Origin of the sequence: Arthrobacter sp. ok362 (assembly GCF_900102785.1) — a bacterium.
In the GTDB taxonomy this organism is placed as follows: Bacteria; Actinomycetota; Actinomycetes; order Actinomycetales; family Micrococcaceae; genus Arthrobacter.
Genome location: NZ_FNGC01000001.1, coordinates 481,759 through 503,507 on the forward strand (window position 1 = coordinate 481,759; position 21,749 = coordinate 503,507).

Consider the following 21,749-nt stretch of genomic DNA (forward strand, 5'->3'; position numbering starts at 1 on the left):
GGCTGACGTTTTGTGCCTAGTTGACCGGGCCGGTGTACTTCTCGCCCGGGCCCTTGCCAGGAGCATCGGGAATGCTCGATTCCTCGCGGAAGGCCAGCTGGAGCGAGCGGAGTCCATCGCGCAACGGTCCCGCGTGCTGTGAGCCGATTTCCGGCGCCGCCGCGGTCACCAAACCGGCAAGGGCGGTGATCAGTTTGCGGGCCTCGTCCAGGTCCTTGAGTTCCTGGGCATTTTCCTCGGCGGCGAGGCCGAGCTTTACCGCGGCGGCGCTCATCAGGTGCACGGCGGCGGTGGTGATGACCTCGATTGCGGGGACTTCTGAGATGTCGCGGATCTGCTGCGAGACGTCGGCCTGGGCGGCTGCGGGCTCGAAGACGTGGGAATTACGATCTGATGTGCTCATGCTGGTAAGCTTGTCACAGACCGACTAAATGTCGTTATTCTCAGGCTTATATTGAATGCAGTGCTTCTGGCTGAAGTTGAAGCCAGAAGGTGGCGCCCGGCGACGCACATGTGCGTGGAGCGGGTATCTTTCTGTAGAGTTGACTTTAGTTTGCAAGCGGAGTTCTCTCCCACCCGCGTCAGCCGCGAAACTTCCTTCGGGAAGCCCCTCCCTCCGGGAGTCAAGGTTGCCGGGTACCTGGTCGGGCACCTCCTCGGACTCCGGTCCGCAGGAAGTGCATGCCGCCTCATTGAGGGCGGCAGCTCCGATCTCGAGGCCTTCGATTGCTCCGGCAATTGGGGGCCTTCTCTTTTTGCCGGTGGAATACCCCTCACGAACACAGGAGCTTTAACATTAGCGAGCCAAGAATCAATGAGCGTATCCGCGTCCCCGAGGTGCGGCTGGTCGGCCCTGCAGGCGAACAAGTAGGAATTGTCCGTATTGAGGATGCCCTGCGTTTGGCTGCCGAGTCCGATCTTGATCTCGTTGAAGTTGCACCGCAGGCGAAGCCTCCGGTGTGCAAGCTGATGGACTTCGGCAAGTACAAGTACGAAGCCGCCGTCAAGGCACGCGAGGCCCGGAAGAACCAGACCAACACGGTCCTGAAGGAAATCCGCTTCCGCCTGAAGATCGACACTCACGACTACGAGACGAAGCGCGGCCACGCGCTCCGCTTCCTCGGTGCCGGCGACAAGGTCAAGGCCATGATCCAGTTCCGCGGCCGTGAGCAGCAGCGCCCCGAGATGGGCATCCGACTGCTCCAGCGCTTCGCCGACGACGTCGCCGAAGTTGGTGTGGTGGAGTCCAGCCCGCGGATCGATGGCCGCAACATGGTCATGGTGGTTGGCCCGCTGAAGAACAAGGCTGAAGCCAAGGCAGAGGCCCGCCGCGCAACGCAGCGCGCAGAGGCCAAGGCTGAGAACGAAGCCAAGGCTTCGGGGCGCGTCGATGTCTCCGGTGGCAACGCCCCGCTGACCCAGACGTTGTCCGACCTCCTGCCGGAAGGCTACGTCGTATCGCCGGAGGCTCCCGCAACGGAGGCCCCGGTCGAGGAGGCCAAGGTCGAAGAAGCCAAGGTCGAGGAGACCAAGGCCGACGAGGCTCCGGTCGAAGCGACCAAGGCCGAGGAGACTCCTGCCCAGGAAGCACCGAAGGCGGCTGCTCCCAAGGTGGCCGAGAAGCCGGCAGCAGCCAAGGCTCCCGAAGCTCCAAAGGCCGCCGAGAAGCCGGCAGCAGCCAAGGCTCCCGCGGCTCCGAAGGCCGCCGAGAAGCCGGCAGCAGCCAAGGCTCCCGCGGCTCCGAAGGCCGCCGAGAAGCCGGCAGCAGCCAAGGCTCCCGAGGAAAAGGCAGCTGCTCCGGCCGCTCCGGCGGCGGCACCGAAGCCGGTTGCTGCTCCGAAGCCGGTGCCGAGGCCTTCAGCGCCGAAGCCCGCCGCACGGCCGGCCGCCCCCCGGGCTGCCGCCAAGCCTGGCAGCAAGAAGACCAACTAGTTCACGGCTGCCGGACAGCAATGTCCGGCAGTAGGCAACCAGCATGCCGCCCGCAGGGGCGGCTGCACGAAAGAGCTGCAGACTTTTCTGCGGATACGTAAGGAGATCGGTTCCCATGCCGAAGATGAAGACCCACAGCGGTGCTAAGAAGCGCTTCAAGCTGACCGGTAGCGGCAAGCTGCGCCGCCAGCAGGCCAACCGCCGCCACTACCTCGAGCACAAGTCCTCCCGGCTGACCCGTCGCCTTGCCGGCGACAAGATCGTCTTCAAGGGCGACGCCAAGGTCATCCGGAAGATGCTCGGCATCTAAGTTCCAAGTTCTCTGACTGTCCGCCACTTGGCAGCAGTCAACTACCAAAAAGGCTTCTCAGGCCAGCCGGACCGTTCCGGCAGTAGACGCTTGGGATCAGAATTTTCTAAGGAGTACGCACGTGGCACGTGTGAAGAGGGCGGTTAACGCCCACAAGAAGCGCCGGGTTATCCTCGAACGCGCAAAGGGCTACCGCGGACAGCGTTCACGCCTGTACCGCAAGGCAAAAGAGCAGCTGCTGCACTCGTTTGTGTACAGCTATGGCGACCGCAAGAAGAAGAAGGGCGACTTCCGCCGTCTTTGGATCCAGCGCATCAACGCTGCATCCCGCGCCAACGGCCTGACCTACAACCGACTGATCCAGGGCCTGAAGGCCGCTGAGGTTGAGGTTGACCGCCGTATGCTGGCCGAGCTTGCCGTTTCCGACGCCAACGCCTTCGCCGCGCTGGTCAAGGTCGCCAAGGACTCGCTGCCCGCCGACACGTCCGCTCCGGCCGTCCAGGCTGAAGCCGCTCCGGCTCCGAAGGCTGCCAAGAAGGCTCCCGCGAAGAAGCCTGCTGCCAAGGTGGCTGCCGACGAGGCCGCAAAGTAGTTCCTGCCGCGGTTGAAAGACTGCAACGTTCAAGAGCCGGCTGCGAGAGCAACTAAGGTTCTTATATGAACGAAACCGGGCGCCCGCAAGACTTTCCACTTTCCAACCCCCGAGCTGATCGGGTGAGGAAGGTGGCACAACTTGCCGGGCGCCCGGCCCGTTTAAAGCGCCGTGAGTTCCTCGCGGAGGGGCCGCAGGCCGTGCGCGAGGCGCTGAAGCTGCATCAGAAGCGGATTGCCGCGGGGGAGCCCGGCATCGTCTATGAGGTCTACGCGAGCGAGTCCTGCCTGGACCGGCACCCGGATCTGGAGACACTCGCGGAGGACACCACCGCGTACCTCGCCACCGACGAAGTGCTCGCCGCGATGGCGGACACGGTCACCCCGCAGGGCGTCCTCGCGGTCTGCGGTTTCCTGGACGTCGGCCTCGATCAGGTGCTGGACGCGGGCCCCCAGCTGGTCGCGGTCCTGTGCCAGGTCCGCGACCCCGGCAACGCCGGAACCGTCCTGCGCGCGGCCGACGCCGCCGGCGCCGACGCTGTAATCCTGACCGGCTCCAGCGTCGATATCTACAACCCCAAGGCGGTCCGTTCGACGGCGGGATCCCTCTTCCATCTGCCGATCGTCCTCGGCGCCGACGTGGCGGAGCTCGCGGCCCATTGCAAAGAACGGGGAATCGGCGTGCTCGCCGCAGACGGGTACGGCCAGCTGAACCTGGACCGTCTCCAGGACGAGAACGCCGCCCGCCGCCTGGGGGCCTCCGCCGCCGAGTCGGTCTACGCGCTGGAAAAGCCCACAGCCTGGCTCTTCGGTAACGAGGCCCAGGGCCTGTCCGAGGACGAGATCGCGCTGGCCGACCACCGGGTGGCCGTCCCGGTCTATGGGGGAGCGGAAAGCCTGAACCTCGGCACCGCCGCCACCGTCTGCCTCTACGCCAGCGCCCGCTCCCAGCAGGCGTCCTAGCGGCCCTGCAAAGAGCCGGCCCGTCCGGCGGGGAAATCCCGCGGGAAGCAGCTAAACAACGGCGGGGCCCACCGAAAGGTGGGCCCCGCCGTCGTACTGTCACTGCCGCTTCACGCGAAGTGTGCGGTCAGTGCTGTGGAAATCTATGAGGTCTTGTTGCGCCCTGTGATGGCGCCGTAAATGCCCGCAACCGCGAGGCCACCGACAATGGCCAGGAGCCAGGAACCAAGATTCCAGAATTCCATCTTGCCCCCGCCGAACAGAAGGTCCCCGATCCAGCCGCCGACAATTGCGCCGACGACGCCGAGCGCGAGGCTGGTAATCCAGCCGCCGCCGACCCTGCCGGGCATGACTGCCTTGACGATTGCACCTACTATGAGTCCGAGAATGATCCAGCCAAGAAAGCCCATGTCTCCTCCTACATATTCGTCGGCATCCAAATTGTGGATCCCGAATATGGCTTCAAGCTAACATAGGGCGGATTACTTGTCAGCAGGGGACTACCCAATCGTTACGTGGCCCAGTTGCCCTGCCGCGGTTCGGCGCCAGCCCGGAAACGGGTACGGTATTCCTTGTGGGCGCTGGGTTCTTCTGGTGTTCGCGTACACCCCGGAAGAACCCCATAAGGAGAAGCTCACGTGGCTGCAAATGGCGGTACCAAGGCGATTTTCGCGGCACTGGCCGCAAACCTGACCATCGCCGTTTTGAAGTTCGTCGCCTACTTTCTGACGCTGTCCTCGTCCATGCTGGCCGAGGCCATTCACTCGCTCGCAGACTCCGGCAACCAGTTGCTGCTTTTGGTCGGCGGCAAGCGCGCGCAGCGGAAGGCCAGCCCCGAGCACCCCTTCGGCTACGGCCGTGAGCGGTACATCTACGCCTTCATTGTCTCGATTGTGCTCTTCAGTGTCGGCGGCCTGTTCGCACTGTATGAGGCCTGGGGGAAAATCCAGCACCCGCACGCCATCGAAGGAGACTTTTGGTGGGTGCCGCTTGCCGTCCTGATCGGCGCAATCGTTGCCGAGTCCTTCTCGTTCCGGACAGCGATCATCGAATCCAACCCCCTCCGGGGAAAGCAAAGCTGGATCAAGTTCATCCGCAATGCCAAGCAGCCGGAACTGCCGGTGATCCTGCTTGAGGATTTCGGCGCCCTCGTGGGCCTGGTGTTCGCGCTCTTCGGCGTGGGCCTGACGCTCCTGACCGGGAACGGCATCTGGGACGCCCTCGGCACCGCGATGATCGGTCTGCTGCTCGTGGCGATCGCTGTGGTGCTGGCCATGGAAACCAAGTCCCTGCTGCTGGGCGAGTCGGCCACCCGCGATGACGTCGCCAAGATCCGCAGCGCGATCGAAGCCGGCGGCAGCAGCGTCATTCACCTCAAGACCATGCACCTTGGCCCTGAGGAGCTGCTGGTGGCTGCCAAGATCAGCATCGGCCGTTCGGACTCAGGCGAGGACATTGCGAAGGCGATTGATGACGCAGAGGTCCGGGTCCGTGAAGCCGTCCCGATTGCCCGGGTCATCTACCTGGAACCGGACGTGCAGCGCGTCAGCGCCCCCTGAGCCGCCCGCCACGCCAGCCCAGCCCTATACAAAACAACAGCCCTAAAGAAAACGGCAGTCCTGTCCAGTTCAACACTGGACAGGACTGCCGTTCTGTTTGAGCATGCCCGCCTATTGCCCTGCCGCTTTGCCGCGGCCAAGGTGCGGCTAGGAGGCCAGCGGCCGCCTGCGTTCCACAACGCCGCTGATGGCAGCGACCCCGAGCCCCAGTACGGCCAGGACCGCACCTACGAGCGCGGGCGCGACGTAGCCCCAGCCCCAGGCGATCACAAGGCCGCCCAGGAAGGCGCCCAGGGCATTGGCGACGTTGAGCGCCGCATGGTTGAGCGAGGAGGCCAGCGACGGTGCGTCGGGGGACGCATCCAGAAGTCTGGTCTGCAGGGCCGGAACCAGCATGGACCCGGCGGCGCCAACCACGAACACCATGACCAGCGCGGACCAGGCCCAATGGACGCCAACGGCATAGACCACCAGTGCCACCGCCGTGCCGGGCAGCACCCAGTAGATCGTGCCCATGACGGACTTATCGGCGATCCGGCCGCCCACGATGTTGCCCAGCACCATGCCCGCGCCGTACAGCGCCACGACCAGCGGCAGCCAGGGCGCGGGGACGCCGGCCACGGAGGTCATGGTGTGCGAAATGTAGGTGTAGGTCGCGAAGAAACCGCCGAAGCCGACGATGCCGACCAGGATGGCAAGCCACACTTGGAGCCGCTTGAGCGCGCCGAGCTCACGGCGGAAGCTGGCATCTGCGTGCGGCTTCTGGAACGGGACGAACTTCCACAGCATGGCGAGCGTAATGATGCCGATCAGGCCCACCAGCAGGAACAGGAGCCGCCACCCGTAGCTCTGGCCCAGCCAGGTAGCGAAGGGGACGCCGATGACGTTGGACACCGTCAGCCCGGCCATGACCATCGAAATCGCCCAACCCCGCTTGGTCGGCGCCACCAAGGAGGCGGCAATCACGGCCGCGACCCCGAAGAAGGCGCCGTGGGGCAGTCCCGCGGCGAACCGGGACACCAGCATGGAGCCGTAGTCCGGGGCGAGGAAGGAACTGAGGTTGGCGATGCTGAAGAAGAGCATGAGCCCCAGGGCCAGATACTTCCGCGGGAGTTTGGCCCCGACGGCGGCGAGCACCGGCGCGCCGATCACGACGCCGAGGGCGTAGGCCGAAATAAGGTGACCGGCCTCGGGCGTGCTGATGTTCAGGCCCTGTTCGATCTCCTTGAGCAGGCCCATCATGGTGAATTCTGTGGTGCCGATGCCGAATCCGCCCATCGCCAGGGCAATGATGGCCAGGGCAACGTGACGGGTGCCGGTCTTGGACGGCGCCGGGGCGTATGTGGTGGTTGTCATTCGTCTTTTCGGGGAGATTTTCCGGGAGGATCCGGAGGGATCGGACAGATAAATATGCTTTTAAGAACTGGGAGGCGGCGCCGAATATTCCGCAACCGGCCGCAACCGGTCTGCGCGGCCGCCTCCACCATTCTCCCTTACCCTGCCGCTCGCGGTTCCCGCTCCCGGACCCGCCCGTGACGCGGTCCCGCCCCCGACGCGGTACCAGGAGCGCCTTAGACTTGGGGGCGTGACTGGACTCATTGGCGTCGTCGGCGGCGCAGTAGTGGACTCCCTGGCCGAACCGGGCATGCTCCTTGTGGCGCGGCGCACGGCGCCGCCGCAGTTTGCCGGAATGTGGGAGTTTCCGGGCGGAAAGGTGGAGCCGGGCGAGGCAGCCGAAGAGGCCCTGCACCGCGAGCTCCGCGAGGAACTGGGCGTGCTGGTGCGGCTCGGGTCCGAGCTGCCCGCGGAGACCGCCACGGGCTGGCCGCTCAACGAGAAGGCGGCGATGAGGGTCTGGTTCGCCGAACTCGCTGAGGGCGAGCCCAGGCCGCTGGAAGACCACGACGAACTGCGCTGGCTCGACCTCCGCAACCCGGCGGAGGTCTTGGGCCTGCCATGGATCCCGGCGGACTTCCCCATCGTCGAAGCCCTCCTGGCAGCAGTCCGGGCCGCCGGGCCGCGCGGAGCGGGAGCTGGCCTTACCCGCTGACCCGGACGCGCCGACGGGCTCCGGAAGCCCACCTCTCGCCAAACCGTCAGGCATGTGCCTACTCTGAACGCAATCGAGAGGAGTGGCCCGTGCAGGTCGGTGTCGGACGAGAGCAGCGAGCCGGAGAACGCCGCGTTGCGGCCACACCGGAGACGGTCCAGCAACTGACAGCCCTCGGGCTCCATCTCCTGGTGGAGAGCGGTGCCGGAACCGAAGCAGGGTTTGCGGACGCCGCCTTCAAAGAGGCCGGCGCCACCGTGATCTCCGAACTCCCGTTCGAGGCCCTCGACGTCCTGCTGCATGTCCGCCCCATCACCCCGGAGGCCGCGGCCCGGCTTCGGCCCGGCACAGTCACCATCGGCCTGGCGTCGCCGGCCACGGAACTGCGGACTGTCCGCGCGCTGGCCGCCGCCGGGATCACCTCGTTCGCCCTGGAGCTGCTTCCGCGGATTTCCCGGGCACAGTCCATGGACGCACTCAGCTCGCAGTCCCTGGTCACCGGCTACCGCGCGGTGCTGGAAGCCGCAGTGCGGTACCCGCGGTTCTTCCCGCTCTACATGACCGCCGCGGGGACTGTCCCGCCGGCGAGGGTGCTGGTCCTCGGGGCCGGTGTCGCCGGGCTGCAGGCGATCGGCACGGCGAAGCGGCTCGGCGCCCGGGTGTCAGCCAACGACATCCGGGCCGCCTCTGCAGACGAGGTCGCCTCGATGGGTGGCACTTTCATCAATCTGGACGTGGACGCGGCGGCCGAAGGAACCGGAGGATACGCCCGTGCCCTCGGCGAGGACCGGGCGCAACGCCAGCGCAGCCTCCTTGCCCCGCACGTCGCTGCAGCGGACATCCTGATCACGACGGCGGCCATCCCGGGCCGGCCCGCTCCCTTGCTGGTGACCACCGCTATGGTGGCCAGCATGCGGGCCGGGTCGGTCGTCGTCGACCTCGCCGCGGAGTCCGGAGGCAACGTCGAAGGCGTGATCGCCGGCCAGGACGTCCAGGTGCCGGTCGACGGCGGGTCGGTCACGCTCGTGGGCCTGCAGGACGCGGCATCCGCCATGCCGTCGGATGCCTCCCGGCTTTTCGCCCGGAACGTCAGCAACTTCCTCGCCCTCATGACCGACGGCGGCTTGGTGGCCCCGGACTTCGACGACGACGTGGTCGCCGGAACGTGCCTGACCCACGGCGGCGCCGTGCGGCATGCCCCCACCGCGGCAGCACTGGAAACGGAGGCATGATGGGCCCGGTCGCGTTGCTGACAGTGGTAGTGCTGGCAGTGTTCGTCGGCTTCGAAGTCGTCTCCAAGGTCACCAGCAAGCTGCACACACCGCTGATGTCCGGCGCCAACGCCATCCACGGCATCATCCTGGTCGGCGCCATCATCGTGGCCGGAGCGGCCAGCGACCCGTGGGTGCTTGGCATCGCGCTCCTGGCCGTGGTCCTGGCAACCGTCAACCTCGTGGGCGGCTTCGTGGTCACGGACCGGATGCTTGAGATGTTCAGCGCCCACAAGCGGCCGCGCACCCCCGCACGAACCGGCACCGCCCCAGCTGGCGGAACAGCGGGAGCAGGACACCCCAACGACGGGAGCGCAAGCGACGCGGCGGGGGAGGGCCGATGAGTCTCCTGACCCCCGAATGGACAGCGCTGCTCTACCTTGCGGCGGCCGTCTGCTTCATCCTGGCGCTCAAGGGCCTTAGCTCGCCACGGACCGCCCGCCGCGGCAACGCCATCGGTGCCGCCGGGGCGCTCCTCGCCGTCATCACCGTGTTCTTCTCGGCGCGGCTGGAAAATATTCCGCTCATCCTCGTGGCCATAGTCGTGGGCTCCGTGATTGCCGTCCCCGTGGCCCGGCGGGTGCAGATGACCCAGATGCCCCAACTGGTGGCGCTCTTCAACGGCGTCGGAGGCGGGGCCGCCGCACTCGTCGCCGTACTGGAACTTGGCCACAACGAGGACCCCTGGGTCCGCCTGGCCGTGGTCTTCACCATGCTGGTGGGCGCGGTGTCCTTCGCCGGCTCCGCAGTGACTGTGGGCAAGCTGCAGGAACTCATCAGCACCCGCCCGCTGCTGTTTCCCGGCATGCCCTGGGTCATGGGGGCCGTCCTGCTGGGGGCAGTCATCTCGGGAGCGCTGGTGGTCCTGATCGGGTCGCTCGGCTGGTCGCTCGCGCTGCTGGGCCTGGGGCTCGCCGCCGGGCTGCTCCTGGTGTTGCCCGTCGGCGGCGCGGACGTGCCGATCGTGATCTCCCTGCTGAACGCCTTCACGGGACTGGCGGTGGCAGCCTCCGGCGTGGTCCTGGGGAATGTCCTGCTCCTCGTTGCCGGGACGCTGGTCGGCGCGAGCGGCACAATCCTGACCAAGGTCATGGCCTCGGCCATGGGACGCGGAGTCGCCGGCATCCTGTTCGGGGCGTTCAAAGGCGGCTCGACGGCGGGTTCCACCGCCCTGAGCGACCGGCCCGTGCGTTGCTCGTCGCCGGAGGACGTTGCCGTCCAGCTCGGCTACGCCCAGCGGGTGGTGATCGTTCCCGGCTACGGACTCGCCGTGGCGCAGGGCCAGCACACCGTGGCGGAGCTCGCCACAGCCTTGGCCGCCCGCGGTGTGGACGTGGTGTTTGCCATTCACCCTGTGGCGGGACGCATGCCGGGCCACATGAACGTGCTGCTGGCCGAGGCCGACGTGCCGTACGAGTCACTGCGGGAGCTGGCCGAAGTCAATCCCGAGTTCGCGACCACGGATGTCGCGCTGGTGGTCGGCGCCAATGACGTCGTCAACCCCGCGGCCAAGTCTTCCCCCGGTTCACCGATTTACGGGATGCCGATCCTGGAGGTGGTGCAGGCCCAGCAGGTCGTGTTCCTGAAGCGGTCGATGCGCCCGGGGTTTGCCGGCATCGAGAACGAGCTCCTGCACGATCCCAAGACCACGCTCCTGTTCGGGGACGCCAAGGAATCGCTGGCCAGGGTGCTGGGCGCGGTTAAGGCACTCTAGGCCCGCGGCGCTCCAGGTTCACCGCGTTCCAGGTTCACCGCGCGCTGAGGTGGAGCGGGCTTCAAAACAGCGTGGGCTGGGCCGAGCTGGAACGGGCTGCGTCGGTGTGGGCTGTGCCCGCGTGGCCGGCGCGCAGGGCGCCCGCGTGCCCGGCAGTGTCCGGGATGCTTCCGGCCGGGTACTGGGCTTCTTCCTGGCGGGCATCGTCGTGGTCGTTGCCGCCGTCAAGATCCCTGTGGCTGAATCCCTGCGAGCCGGAAAAGCCGTGCAGGTCCTTGAAGTAGCGGATACGGCCGGCCAGCCACGCCCGGTACTCCTTGGACGCATAGGACCCGCTGCCGTACAGGCGACGGTACTTGCCGGCCAGTTGCGGATGTTCGCGGGCGATCCACTGCATAAACCATTCACGGGTGCCCGGTTTCAGGTACAGCGCGCCGGCCGTGACGCCTGTGGCGCCGGCCGCCGCCAGGGCGCCGAAGAGGGAGTCGAGGGCGTCGTCGCTGTCCGAGAGCCACGGCAGGATGGGCATGGCCATGACGCCGCAGGGCAGACCGGCCTCCCGCAACCGGGAAATGAGCTTCAGCCGTGCCCGCGGCCCCGGCGTGCCCGGTTCCACGGCTTCGGACAGCTCTTCGTTGGTCATGGCCAGCGAAATGCCCACCCCCACGGGCACCTGGGCCGCGGCATGCTTCAGCAGCGGTATGTCACGGGCCAGGAGCGTGCCCTTGGTGAGGATGGACAGGGGAGTGCCGGAGTCGGCGAGGGCACCGATGATGCCGGGCATGAGCTGATAGCGGCCCTCGGCGCGCTGGTACGGGTCCGTGTTGGTGCCGAGGGCCACGTGCTCGTGCCGCCAGGACGGCTTGGCCAGTTCCTTGCGCAGGATCTCGGCGGCGTTGATCTTGACCACCACCTGGCTCTCAAAGTCCAGGCCGGCGTCGAAGTCCAGATAGGTGTGGCTCTTCCGGGCGAAGCAGTAGACGCAGGCATGGCTGCAGCCGCGGTAGGGGTTGATGGTCCACTCGAACGGCATCCGCGAACCGGCGACCACCTTGTTGAGCACCGATTTGGCGGTGACCTCATGGAAGGTGATCCCGGCAAATTCCGGGGTGGACACGGACCGCACCAGCCCGGCCAGCGGCAGCAGGGCTGGTGCGGCTGGCGAATCGGCGGAAAGGGCGGCCGGGGAATCGCCGCGCTCAAGTGCTTGTGCGTCCCATCTCATGCCTACATTCGAATATATGTTCGACTAAATGTCAAGGCTGCTGCTGGGTCGAAGGGTTCCCCTTGCGGTCACTGCCGGGATGCTATTCGCAGCACATACAGGGGAGTAGCTTTAGGCCATGATCACCCCTGACGATTCCGCCGAACCGCTGCAAAAGCTGCCGGCAGGGATGCCGAGAAGATACGCCGAATACAAGCCGGCAAGTACGGAATCGTCGGCACCACTAACCAACGTTGGCGGCTACGAGGATCTGCTCAAATATCTCCGAGGACGAGGTCAGACGCTGCCGCGGACACCCGGCAGCCTTGTCGCGATTGACGATCTCATCGACGGTGCCGACGACAGAGAATCCCTGGTACGGCTTGCCCGCCCTACCGGGATGTTTTACGGGGACGTCCTCACACACACGATCCCCGAAGCGCGCTGGGAAGTGGTTGAGGAAGAATATCCCCTGGTTCGTGTCACCAGTATCGTCGCGGTTGATGTCGTTCGAATCGCGATTAGGCGCCTAGCCGTCTCCAGGCCCACCCTCGAAGAAAACTATGCCCACGTCCTGGGAATAGCCGGAGTTGAGGCGTAGAGCTAACATTTGGCCCGGTACCCGAGACAGACGCTAGGTGGCGAATCCCTCTTAGGTTCCACCAATTGCAATTTGCAAGCTACCCGCCGGGCCTGTTGTAAAGATACTGGTCCTTGTATGTTTGCCGGGGGTGGTTCGCCATGCGGGTACGCGTTTCGCTGGTCGATGTGCTGGCTGTGCTGGCTGTGCTGTTGGCAACCGCGGCATGCACGGTGCCCAACAAACTCGCACCCGCACCGGAATCGTCGAACACATCGACTGAACCAGGTCTGGGCTCCAATTTAGGGTGTCAAGATGCTTGGAGCGGAAACGCGACCACCAGCCCCGACGCCCCGAAGGTCTCCGGAGTGTCCTCCTTAGCCTGGCTAGGGAGTCCTCCGAACTACAAGTGGCCAATAACAGACTCCACCGACGGCTACCCCTACACGGCAAATGGTGGAACGAATTACGGGGCTTGGAAGAGCCCCATCTCCATCGACCAAGGAACCGGCGGCAGGGTCCTAACCATCGACAGTCCCTCAGACGCAGCCATCATTGTTGCCTCAGCTACGAAATGGGAATCCAGCCAGGCATTGCGCGATGGAAAGCTCCAACTGCCCGACAGCTACACCGTCACGGCCTGCACTGACCGCCCAACCCAGTTTCCCGGCATGACGCTCGTGCGCGGCCCGGCCTGTGTTGTCATCAGAGTCACAGACCCGGCCACGGGATCTTCGTCGACAATCTCGGTGCCGATGTACGGGGCAACCTGCCCCTAGTCCCACTAGTGCCGGCTCCATCAACTCCATGAACTCGTGCGCCGACGGAGCCACCTTGGCATCCCCGCAGCAGCGGCAGGAACGCCTATTCGTTCAGAGGTTACTGCGTAAGTTACCCATAGACTCTGCGGCCGCTGGCTTCAGTCTGGGGGAGGGGGCGGACATTCCGCAGTCTTTGCGGAATTGCAGGGCCGACGGAGGGGATCCGGACCCCAGATGGCCTTCCCTTCGGTAGCATCGCCAGCATGACCACGTGTTCTGTGCTGCGCTGTCCTGAGACTTCCACGGACGTCTTCAAGCTGATGCCCGACTCCAACCTGGAAGTGCCCGTCTGTGCCGGGCACAAGGCAGTCTTGGAGAGTGGTGCTCGCTGGATGGTCAATGGCGGCACGGGCTCGCCGCCTGAGAACGGCCCGGAAGGGTCCGCCGGAATCAGCATTCTCATGGGAGGAGATCTCCCGGAGCAGAACCGGCTGATGGGCTTCGGCGTTAGCCGGACTATAGGCGACGAGCCAGGCTTCACCGTGGTGTTGGACATTGACGCGGCGGACGGTCAGCGGACGGTTTCGTTCTGGACGAGGGAGGATGTCGGTAAGCGACTTGGTTCCTTCCTGGCTCACCCGTCGGAACCACCTCACCTGCCATGACTCCAAGGCGGGCTGTCTACTTGCCCGGCCTCTCCTGGCCTTGGAGATGAGGCGGCAAGTGGATTTTGATGGAATTCCACCAAGCCTCTTGGGAAGCTTGCCGGGACGAAAACGGCTGTCCGAAGCGTTGGGACCAATAAGCCGTCTGACGGCGAGGGCCGCTGACCCTGTCGATTTCGGAGCGCTAATCGTTCAAAAGTTACTCCGCAAACTACCGATAGTCGCCCGCCGGGTCGCCAGGTCGCAGTGTGGGGGCGCATTGCTAGGCTGGGGCGATGATTCTCCTGACCGGGTTCGAGCCGTTCGGCGGCGATACGGCCAATCCGTCGTGGGCCGCGGCGCGTTCGGCGGCACGGTTGCTCCAAACAGAAGGGCTGGATGTCCAGGCGGTGGAACTGCCCTGCGTCTTTGGTGACTCGGCCAAGGTATTGGAGGAGGCCCTCGAGCGCTTCCGGCCGGAGCTTGTGCTGTGCGCCGGCCAGGCCGGCGGGAGGGCGCGCATCTCCCTGGAACGCGTGGCCATCAACTGTGACGACGCCCGGATCCCGGACAACGCCGGCAACCAGCCCGTGGACGAACCCGTGGTCCCGGGCGGACCGGCAGCCTATTTCACGTCGCTGCCCGTCAAGGCCGCGCTCGCGGCGCTGACCGCAGAGCAGATCCCGGCTGAAGTGTCCCAGAGCGCCGGGACCTATGTCTGCAACCACGTCTTCTACGCGCTTATGCACGCCCTGCGGCGCCGCCCCGGCACCAGGGGAGGGTTTGTCCACGTTCCCTACGCGGACACCCAGCTTCCGGCCGGGAGCAGTGCCCCGTCGCTGCCCGCGCACCAGATGGCGGCGGCGCTCGCCGTCGTCGTCCGCACGGCGCTTGCGACGACGGCGGATCTCAGGCTCGCTGCCGGCGCAACGCACTAGCGGCCTGGCGGCCATCCAACGGCTCCTGCAGGTAGCGGCCGCCGTCGGCGACCCGAACAATTACTCGAACACCTAGTTGAGCAGTTCCCAGACGACGCCGATCGTGGCGGTGACGCTCGACTCGCCGGCCTCAACGGTGAGCGAGCCGGAAGCCACTGCCCGCTGTATCTTCGCCACCGGGATCGGCGCCTGGAAACCGGTGTGCTGGGTGAGGGAGAGGACCCTGCCCAGGCCGGCCCCGGAGAGGGCGGCGTAGTGCGCGGCGGTGGTGCGGGCGTCCTGCCAGGCGGCTTCCCGGGCCCGGGCCTCGACGGCTGCGGGGTCCGCGAAGCCGAGGCTCAGCCCGTTCAGCCGGACGGAGTCGCCGCCGGCCGCAACGGCCGCGGCAAGGATCTGCGAGGACGCCGACAGCACGCGGATCCTGACGGTGAGCGTGCTGGAGGCCAGGTAGCCAGTCACTGTCTGGCCCCGGCCATCCTGCCAGTTCAGCTCGGCCCGGACGTTCAGACCGGAGGCGGAGATGTCAACGCTGTCCACGCCGTGTTGCCGGAGCTCCGCCGTGATGGCGGCCGATCGTGTTCCTGCCTCGCTGTAGGCCTCGGCCACGCTCTCGCGGCGGCATTCAACGCCGATCGACAAGGTCAGGAGGTCCGGCACCGCCTCGGCACTGCCGGTTCCTGTGACCGAGATGCTTCTGGGGGTCTCTGTCATGTCAGGCCTCATAACGTTTGGGGGCAGCGGCGCGGATTCTTCGGTGCGTTTGTGGAGCGGACCCGGGAATGCCGGGCCGGGGGTAGCCGCCTGCTTCCAAACCGGCCTGGCGCTCGAAGTAGTTGGCGCTGCCCGGGTTGCCCGTCCGCCAGAGGGACCAGCCCGCGGCGATGAAGTACAGCGGAAGGAAGGGCCACCCAAGGCACCAGGCGTACTGGGTGCTGTGGCGCTCCTCGTGTCCGAGCAGTGCCGGATTGGCGCGGGCGGAGTCCGGGCCGGCGCGGAACAGGATCACGTTGCCCACGGTGAAGGCCGCGGCAAACGGAAGCCGCCAGCGGTAGCGGCTCGCGATCAGCAGCCCGCGCGGACCGGAGCTGACGGTTGTCCGGGCGCAGGCTGCCAGCAGCAGGCCCAGGAGGGTGGACCCGTTCAGCAAGTTGGCGATCTGGCGCAGCCGTTGTCCGGACGTCATGAGGCCATGGTAGCCGGGGCTGTGCCAGGCGGTCAGGGGCCCTCCGGGATGTCCCGGTGCCCTTGGGCATGTCGTCGGGTTCAGCGTCCATGGGGGCCGCAGGGACGAAGCGTCACGTTCGCCCGACCATTGCCTTGCGATTGCCTTGCGGCCGACGGCCGTCTACTAGACTGGGGACAGTGACCATAAGCCCTGCCGAGAACCCGCGACGTGCCTTGTGCCCGTGCCGTGTGCTGTCGGCATGATCCGACTCGTAGCTAAGAACAGTAGATGACTGAAACTTTGCCGGGCGCCGCCGTCCCGAACCCTCTGGATGAAGCCGCCATTACCGCTGCCGTAGACCAGGCCGTTGCCGCCATCGCCGCTGCCGCGACCCTCGATGAACTCAAGGCCGTGCGCCTCGCGCACACGGGCGAAAAGTCCGCTCTGAGCCTCGCCAACCGCGAGATCGGGGCGCTTCCCAAGGACCAGAAGGCCGCCGCCGGCAAGCTCATGGGCGCCTCGAGGGGACGCGTCAACAAAGCGCTCGCCGATCGCACGGTCGAGCTCGAGGCCGAGAACGACGCGCGGATCCTCGTCGAAGAGACCGTGGATGTCACGGCGGCGCCGCGCCGGCGCCGGGCCGGTGCACGCCACCCGCTGTCCACGCTGCAGGACCGCGTGGCGGACATCTTCGTCGGCATGGGTTGGGAAATCGCCGATGGGCCCGAGGTCGAGTCCGAATGGTTCAACTTCGATGCCCTGAACTTCAAGCCGGACCACCCCGCCCGCGACATGCAGGACACGTTCTTTGTTGAGCCGCCCGAGGCCCACCTGCTCATGCGCACGCACACCTCGCCGGTACAGGTCCGCTCCATGCTGGAACGGGAGCTGCCCATCTACGTGCTGTGCCCGGGCAAGGTGTTCCGCACGGACGAGCTCGACGCGACGCACACCCCGGTATTCCACCAGTTCGAGGGCCTGGCCATCGACAAGAAGCTGAGCATGGCAGACCTCCGCGGCACGCTGGAGCACTTCGCACGCCAGATGTTCGGCGCGGAAGCCCAGATCCGGCTGCGCCCCAACTATTTCCCGTTCACCGAGCCGTCCGCGGAACTCGATATCTGGCACCCGGGCGCCAAGGGCGGCCCCAGCTGGATCGAGTGGGGCGGCTGCGGCATGGTCAACCCCAACGTCTTGCGTGCCGCCGGCATCGATCCGGACGTTTATTCAGGTTTTGCCTTCGGCATGGGCATCGAACGCACTCTCATGTTCCGCAACGAGGTTGGCGACATGCGCGACATGATTGAAGGCGACGTACGTTTCAGCGAGCACTTCGGGATGGAGATCTAACAGTGCGTATCCCACTATCCTGGCTGCGCGAATTCGCGCAGGTACCGGCCGAAGCAACGGCCGAAGACGTCATGGCCGAGCTCGTCAAGGTCGGCTTTGAGGAAGAAGCAGTCCACCGCCCCACGGACACCCTCCAGGGTCCGATCGTGGTGGGCCAGGTACTGAGCATCGTCAAGGAGCCCCAGACCAACGGCAAGACCATCAACTGGTGCCAGGTCCGGGTTGTCCCCGAGGGCCAGCAGCAGACCCTGACCGGCGACGGCATAGACCCCTCCGGCGTGCAGGGCATCATTTGCGGTGCCCATAACTTCGTGGAAGGCGACAAGGTGGTGGTCACCCTTCCCGGTGCCGTGCTGCCGGGCGACTTCCACATTTCCGCGCGCAAGACTTACGGGCACCTGTCCGCCGGCATGATTGCCTCCGTCCGCGAACTCGGCATCGGCGAGGACCACGACGGCATCCTTGTGCTTTCGAGGATCGGGCTGGATCCCGAAATCGGCACCGACGCCATGGAGCTCCTGGGCCTGTACGACCAGGCCGCCGAGATCAACGTGACGCCGGATCGCGGGTACGCGTTCTCCATCCGCGGCGCGGCCCGTGAATACGCGCACGCCACCGGCACCGCATTTACCGACCCGGTGTCCAAGGTCCAGGTCCCTGAGGCCCTGACCGGCGGCTACGGCGTCAAGCTCAACGACGACGCCCCCATCTACGGCAAGCCCGGTTGCGACCGTTTTGTGGCCCGCACCGTGAGCGGTGTCGATGCCACCCGGCCCACCCCGCTGTGGATGACCTCCCGCCTCCGGCTCGCCGGCATCCGGTCCATCTCCTTGCCGGTGGACATTTCCAACTACGTCATGCTCGAGCTCGGGCAGCCGAACCACTGCTATGACCTGGACAAGCTGGCCGGCGACATCGTCGTCCGGCGCGCGACGGCAGGGGAGAAGATCACCACCCTGGACGACAAGGAGCGCACGCTCGACGTCGAGGATCTGCTGATCACGGACGAATCCGGGCCGATCGGAATCGCCGGCGTCATGGGCGGCGCCCACACCGAGGTGTCGGATGCCACCACGAACGTCCTGGTTGAGGCTGCGCACTTCGACGAAGTCTCGATCGCGCGCGCCCGCCGCCGCCACAAGCTGCCGTCCGAGGCGTCCAAGCGCTTCGAACGCGGCGTGGACTGGCAGGTGGCCGATGTCGCCGCCCAGCGGGTGGTGGACCTGCTGGTCGAACTCGCCGGCGGAACGGCCGACGAGGCCGGGACCGACGTCGGGACCGCGCCGGACGCCGTTACCATCGAACTGCCCGCAGAGTACGCGGCAGCCCGGATCGGAATCGACTTCACCGAGGAACAGATCCTGACCTCGCTCGAAGACCTCGGCGCCGTCGTGGGCAAGACCGGCAACGGCTACACGGTGACCGCCCCGAGCTGGCGCCACGACCTGGAGACCAAGGACGACCTCACCGAGGAAATCGCCCGGCTGGTCGGCTACGACAAGATCCCGGCGACCCTGCCGGTGGCGCCCCCGGGCCGTGGCCTGACCCGCGTCCAGCAGCAGCGCCGCCGCATGATCCAGGCCCTCGCCGACGCCGGACTCACCGAGGTGCTGGCCTACCCGTTCGTCTCCAAGGCCGCCAACGACACCTTTGGCGTCCCTGCCGAGGGCACGGAGCGCAAGGCCCTCAAGCTGGCCAACCCGATCAGCGAGGAGCACGGCTTCCTGCGGACCTCCATCCTGCCGGGCCTGATCGAGGTAGCCAAGCGCAACCACTCCCGCGGCTTCCGCGACCTCGCCCTCTTCGAGGCCGGGCTCGTGTTCCTGCCCGGCGACCAGCTTGGCACCGCCGCGATTCCGTCGCTCGGCGTCAAGCCCAGCGACGAGGTACTGGATGGGCTGTACGACGGCGTCCCGGACCAGCCGCTGCACCTCGCCGCCGTGCTCACGGGGCACGACTCGCCTGCCGCTCCGGGCCACACCCCGCGGGCTTGGGACTGGGCGGACGCGGTGGACATCGCCCGGATCGCCGGCGACGTGCTCGGCGTCGAACTCCTGGTCACACAGGGCCGGCACCAGGCCTTCCACCCGGGCCGGGCAGCGCAGCTTGAACTGCGCACCGGCGAAGTAGTGGGCTACGCCGGCGAGCTGCACCCGAAGCTGCTGGCGGCACAGGACATGCCGGCCCGTTCCGTGGCGCTGGAACTGAACGCCGACGCCCTCTTCGAGGCGGCTGCCGACGTGATCGTGGCCCGGCACATCTCGACGTACCCCGTGGCCACCCAGGACGTGGCCCTCGTGGTCCCGCAGGACGTCCCGGCGGAAGAGGTGCTCACGGCCCTGCGTGAAGGGGCAGGCGAGCTGCTCGAAGACGTCGCACTGTTCGATGTTTACGCGGGCAAGGGCATCGAGGAGGGCAAGAAGTCCCTGGCGTTCAGCCTGCGCTTCCGCGCCAACGACCGCACCCTGACGGCCGACGAGGCCTCCGCCGCGCGTGAAGGTGCCGTTGCCGCTGCCCACGATCGCTTCGGAGCGGTGCAGCGCTGAGAGCTGCGCTGGCGACAGCGCTGACTTTTCTGAAAGGGGCGGGTCATGGCATCACACCTTGTTGTGCGTGCCTGCCCGCCCTTTGGCGTTCGCGGCGCTGTGTCCGGGCTGGAACACGACTCGCTTGCCCTGCTGGACGGGGCCGAGCTCGAGCGGGCCCGGGCCATGACCCCGCGTACCCGGCAGAACTTCCTCGCCGGGCGGCTCGCGCAGCGGCGGTTCGCCGCCGGCCTGCTCGGCGTCCAGGCGTCGGACCTCACCGCCTGGTACAGCTGTCCACGCTGCGGCACCGGCGCGGACATCTCACACGGCAAGCCCGCCTACCTGCTCCGGGGCGAGGCCGTGCCGCTGCTGCTGAGCCTGTCCCGCGCGGCCGGCTGGACGCTTCTGGCCGGGCTCGTGGACCCGGATCCGGGCCAGCGCCTGGGCATCGACGTCGAGGATCCGGCCCGGGCGGACTTCGACGGGTTCGACGACGTCGTGTTGACCGCAGCCGAACAACTCCACCTCGCCGGCCTGGGCGGCATCTCCCTGTTGCGCGGCCGGGCGCGGCTGTGGGCGCGCAAAGAGGCGTGGCTTAAGATGCTGGGAACGGGGCTGCAGACGGCCCCGGACACCCTCGACGTGCTGGGCACGAATGTGGACGGCCACGCCGGGCTCCGGGACCTGACGCCGGCAGAGACAGGACTGCCCGCGGACCTGGTGGCCGCCATCGCCGTCGCGGTCCTTCCCTAGCCTTGCCGTCAGAGCCTGGGCGGCGCTGCCTGCGGGAGCGGCGGGAGGGCGTGCTCGAACAGCCACGGGTGCAGCAGGGCCTCTGCGTCGAGGCCCGTCGTGTGGGCGGCCGCGACGATGAAGTCGGCAGTGGTCACAGTGCCATGGCGGAAGCGGTCGGTCCAGTCATGCAGCAGGGCGAAGAATGCGAGGTCGCCGCAGCGAACCCGCAGCGCGTGCAGGGCCAGGGCTCCGCGTTTATAGACCCGGTCGTCAAACATCAGCTCCGGGCCGGGATCGCCCACCATCAGGTCCTGCGGGGCAGCGGAGAGCTTGCGCCAAGCGGCGCGGGCGCGGGCCGCCTCCGACATGATGCCGGCCTCTTCAGACCAGAGCCACTCCGCGTAGCAGGCAAAGCCCTCGTGCAGCCAGATGTCCTTCCACGTCGCAGTGGTGAGCGAGTTCCCGAACCACTGGTGGGCGAGTTCGTGGGCGATCATCCGCTGCGAATCCCAGTCCTGCCGCATATGATTTGGGCCCAGGATGGACAGTGTCTGCGCTTCCAGGGGGATTTCCAGCACGTCTGAAGTGACCACCACGGTGTACTCCGGGAACGGATACGGCCCAAAGCAGTTGGTGAATGTCCGCACCATTTCGGGCTGCCGGGCGAGGGCGGCCCGGGCTGCCGCGGCCAGCGCCGCCGGAACGGCCACGTACTGCGGAACGTGCCCCGACGGCCGCTCGGCATTGAGCGTCAGGAGCTCGTAACGGCCGATCTGGACCGTTGCCAGGTAGGTGGCCATGGGTTCGGCCTGCTCGTACACCCAGGTCTCGCGGCTGGCCCTGCTGGTGCGGGAGAGCAGCACGCCGTTGCACACGGCCCGGTAGTTCGCGTCGGTGGTCACCGTGATGAGGTAGCTCGCCTTGTCCCGCGGGTGGTCATTGCACGGGAACCAGGAGGCGGCGCCGTTTGGCTGGCCGGCGACCAGCACACCATCGGAGAGCTCTTCCCAGCCGACTTCGCCCCACAGGCCGCGGCGCGGCGCAGGGTAGCCCTCGTAGCGGATGTCCAAGGTGAACGCCTCGTTGGCGAGCAGAGGAACGTCGGGATAGATCACGAGCTGCTCGGCCCGCTGGGTGAACCTGCGCACCCGGCGTCCGTCGAGCTGGATCTTCGTGGCCCGCAATCCGGCCAAGTCCAGGACGATCGCCGACGTCGGGAACTGCATGACAGCGTGCAGGACGGCGTGCCCGGCAAGGCGGTTGGTGCTGACCCGGTAGTCCAGATCGAGTTCATACCGGGTGACGCGGTAGGCATTGGTCCCATGGCCCGGCATATAGGGGTCCGGGGCGCCGGCTTCCGGGCCGGTTGCCCGGCTGATCTCGCGGCTGATTTCCCGGCTGATTTCCCCGCCTGTGGCGGCGGCGCCGCTGCTTGGTGCGCTGGTGCTCAATGG

22 protein-coding genes are annotated in these 21,749 nt (G+C 66.8%); 15 read left to right on the forward strand and 7 right to left on the reverse strand.

Annotated elements, in window-relative coordinates; all coding sequences use genetic code 11:
* Positions 1 to 16: 16 nt before the first annotated feature.
* Entirely contained in the window at positions 17 to 403 is a 387-nt protein-coding gene (locus tag BLQ10_RS02190) for a DUF1844 domain-containing protein (protein WP_091557773.1), read from the reverse strand.
* Between the two features lie 335 nt (positions 404 to 738).
* Here BLQ10_RS02190 and infC point away from each other — a divergent pair, with 335 nt between their 5' ends.
* The 4 genes from infC to BLQ10_RS02210 all read left to right on the forward strand — a co-directional run bounded on the left by infC (position 739) and on the right by BLQ10_RS02210 (position 3,796).
* On the forward strand, positions 739 to 1,932 hold the full coding sequence (gene infC, locus BLQ10_RS02195) for a translation initiation factor IF-3 (protein WP_302847278.1): 1,194 nt from the start codon (positions 739 to 741) through the stop codon (positions 1,930 to 1,932).
* A 115-nt stretch (positions 1,933 to 2,047) separates the two neighbouring features.
* A complete protein-coding gene (rpmI, locus tag BLQ10_RS02200; protein WP_009358635.1) occupies positions 2,048 to 2,242 on the forward strand; it encodes a 50S ribosomal protein L35 in 195 nt (64 codons plus the stop codon).
* 121 nt (positions 2,243 to 2,363) lie between these two features.
* Positions 2,364 to 2,834: a 50S ribosomal protein L20 gene (gene rplT / locus BLQ10_RS02205; protein WP_091557777.1), complete on the forward strand. Its 471-nt coding sequence runs from the start codon at positions 2,364 to 2,366 to the stop codon at positions 2,832 to 2,834.
* A gap of 65 nt (positions 2,835 to 2,899) precedes the next feature.
* Positions 2,900 to 3,796: a TrmH family RNA methyltransferase gene (locus tag BLQ10_RS02210; protein WP_091557779.1), complete on the forward strand. Its 897-nt coding sequence runs from the start codon at positions 2,900 to 2,902 to the stop codon at positions 3,794 to 3,796.
* A 143-nt stretch (positions 3,797 to 3,939) separates the two neighbouring features.
* Here BLQ10_RS02210 and BLQ10_RS02215 read toward each other — a convergent pair whose 3' ends face one another.
* Positions 3,940 to 4,206, reverse strand: coding sequence for a GlsB/YeaQ/YmgE family stress response membrane protein (locus tag BLQ10_RS02215; protein WP_091557782.1), 267 nt, complete (start codon positions 4,204 to 4,206; stop codon positions 3,940 to 3,942).
* 228 nt (positions 4,207 to 4,434) lie between these two features.
* Here BLQ10_RS02215 and BLQ10_RS02220 point away from each other — a divergent pair, with 228 nt between their 5' ends.
* The gene (locus BLQ10_RS02220) at positions 4,435 to 5,355 is read left to right on the forward strand and encodes a cation diffusion facilitator family transporter (RefSeq protein WP_091557784.1); all 921 of its coding nucleotides are present in this window, start codon (positions 4,435 to 4,437) and stop codon (positions 5,353 to 5,355) included.
* A 147-nt stretch (positions 5,356 to 5,502) separates the two neighbouring features.
* Here the strand turns inward: BLQ10_RS02220 and BLQ10_RS02225 are convergent, their stop codons facing one another.
* Entirely contained in the window at positions 5,503 to 6,711 is a 1,209-nt protein-coding gene (locus BLQ10_RS02225; protein ID WP_091557785.1) for an MFS transporter, read from the reverse strand.
* 229 nt (positions 6,712 to 6,940) lie between these two features.
* Between BLQ10_RS02225 and BLQ10_RS02230 the strand changes: the two genes are divergently transcribed.
* The 4 genes from BLQ10_RS02230 (at position 6,941) to BLQ10_RS02245 (ending at position 10,390) form a co-directional block, all read left to right on the forward strand.
* The gene (locus BLQ10_RS02230) at positions 6,941 to 7,405 is read left to right on the forward strand and encodes a (deoxy)nucleoside triphosphate pyrophosphohydrolase (protein WP_091557788.1); all 465 of its coding nucleotides are present in this window, start codon (positions 6,941 to 6,943) and stop codon (positions 7,403 to 7,405) included.
* 89 nt (positions 7,406 to 7,494) lie between these two features.
* A complete protein-coding gene (locus BLQ10_RS02235) occupies positions 7,495 to 8,637 on the forward strand; it encodes a Re/Si-specific NAD(P)(+) transhydrogenase subunit alpha (RefSeq protein ID WP_091557790.1) in 1,143 nt (380 codons plus the stop codon).
* Positions 8,637 to 9,020 carry an NAD(P) transhydrogenase subunit alpha part 2 gene (locus tag BLQ10_RS02240; protein WP_091557793.1) on the forward strand — a complete coding sequence of 128 codons (384 nt, stop codon included), beginning with the start codon at positions 8,637 to 8,639 and terminating at the stop codon, positions 9,018 to 9,020. The genes BLQ10_RS02235 and BLQ10_RS02240 overlap by 1 nt, the downstream gene beginning before the upstream one ends.
* On the forward strand, positions 9,017 to 10,390 hold the full coding sequence (locus BLQ10_RS02245) for an NAD(P)(+) transhydrogenase (Re/Si-specific) subunit beta (RefSeq protein WP_091557795.1): 1,374 nt from the start codon (positions 9,017 to 9,019) through the stop codon (positions 10,388 to 10,390). The genes BLQ10_RS02240 and BLQ10_RS02245 overlap by 4 nt, the downstream gene beginning before the upstream one ends.
* Before the next feature lie 61 nt (positions 10,391 to 10,451).
* Here the strand turns inward: BLQ10_RS02245 and BLQ10_RS02250 are convergent, their stop codons facing one another.
* A complete protein-coding gene (locus tag BLQ10_RS02250) occupies positions 10,452 to 11,615 on the reverse strand; it encodes an Rv2578c family radical SAM protein (RefSeq protein ID WP_091557797.1) in 1,164 nt (387 codons plus the stop codon).
* A 118-nt stretch (positions 11,616 to 11,733) separates the two neighbouring features.
* Between BLQ10_RS02250 and BLQ10_RS02255 the strand changes: the two genes are divergently transcribed.
* From BLQ10_RS02255 to pcp, 3 genes are all read left to right on the forward strand, one after another.
* Entirely contained in the window at positions 11,734 to 12,195 is a 462-nt protein-coding gene (locus BLQ10_RS02255) for a DUF6278 family protein (protein ID WP_091557800.1), read from the forward strand.
* A 1,003-nt stretch (positions 12,196 to 13,198) separates the two neighbouring features.
* Positions 13,199 to 13,600, forward strand: coding sequence for a hypothetical protein (locus BLQ10_RS02260; RefSeq protein WP_139164163.1), 402 nt, complete (start codon positions 13,199 to 13,201; stop codon positions 13,598 to 13,600).
* 275 nt (positions 13,601 to 13,875) lie between these two features.
* Positions 13,876 to 14,517, forward strand: coding sequence for a pyroglutamyl-peptidase I (gene pcp / locus BLQ10_RS02265; protein ID WP_091557806.1), 642 nt, complete (start codon positions 13,876 to 13,878; stop codon positions 14,515 to 14,517).
* 72 nt (positions 14,518 to 14,589) lie between these two features.
* Here the strand turns inward: pcp and BLQ10_RS02270 are convergent, their stop codons facing one another.
* Entirely contained in the window at positions 14,590 to 15,228 is a 639-nt protein-coding gene (locus BLQ10_RS02270; RefSeq protein ID WP_091557809.1) for an SIMPL domain-containing protein, read from the reverse strand.
* A gap of 1 nt (position 15,229) precedes the next feature.
* The gene (locus BLQ10_RS02275) at positions 15,230 to 15,700 is read right to left on the reverse strand and encodes a DUF4157 domain-containing protein (protein WP_091557811.1); all 471 of its coding nucleotides are present in this window, start codon (positions 15,698 to 15,700) and stop codon (positions 15,230 to 15,232) included.
* Positions 15,701 to 15,970: 270 nt separating this feature from the next.
* Between BLQ10_RS02275 and pheS the strand changes: the two genes are divergently transcribed.
* Genes pheS through BLQ10_RS02290 form a run of 3 tightly spaced genes read left to right on the forward strand, consistent with a single transcriptional unit; the run spans position 15,971 to position 20,313 of the window.
* Positions 15,971 to 17,032, forward strand: a complete 1,062-nt coding sequence (pheS, locus tag BLQ10_RS02280; RefSeq protein ID WP_091557814.1) for a phenylalanine--tRNA ligase subunit alpha — start codon at positions 15,971 to 15,973, stop codon at positions 17,030 to 17,032.
* 2 nt (positions 17,033 to 17,034) lie between these two features.
* Positions 17,035 to 19,578, forward strand: a complete 2,544-nt coding sequence (gene pheT, locus BLQ10_RS02285; protein WP_091557815.1) for a phenylalanine--tRNA ligase subunit beta — start codon at positions 17,035 to 17,037, stop codon at positions 19,576 to 19,578.
* 45 nt (positions 19,579 to 19,623) lie between these two features.
* The gene (locus tag BLQ10_RS02290) at positions 19,624 to 20,313 is read left to right on the forward strand and encodes a 4'-phosphopantetheinyl transferase family protein (protein WP_091557818.1); all 690 of its coding nucleotides are present in this window, start codon (positions 19,624 to 19,626) and stop codon (positions 20,311 to 20,313) included.
* 8 nt (positions 20,314 to 20,321) lie between these two features.
* On the opposite strand, the gene BLQ10_RS02295 is transcribed toward BLQ10_RS02290, so the two are convergent.
* Positions 20,322 to 21,746 (reverse strand): M1 family metallopeptidase, encoded by a 1,425-nt coding sequence (locus BLQ10_RS02295; RefSeq protein WP_254785352.1) that lies wholly within the window; start codon positions 21,744 to 21,746, stop codon positions 20,322 to 20,324.
* Positions 21,747 to 21,749 lie beyond the last annotated feature (3 nt).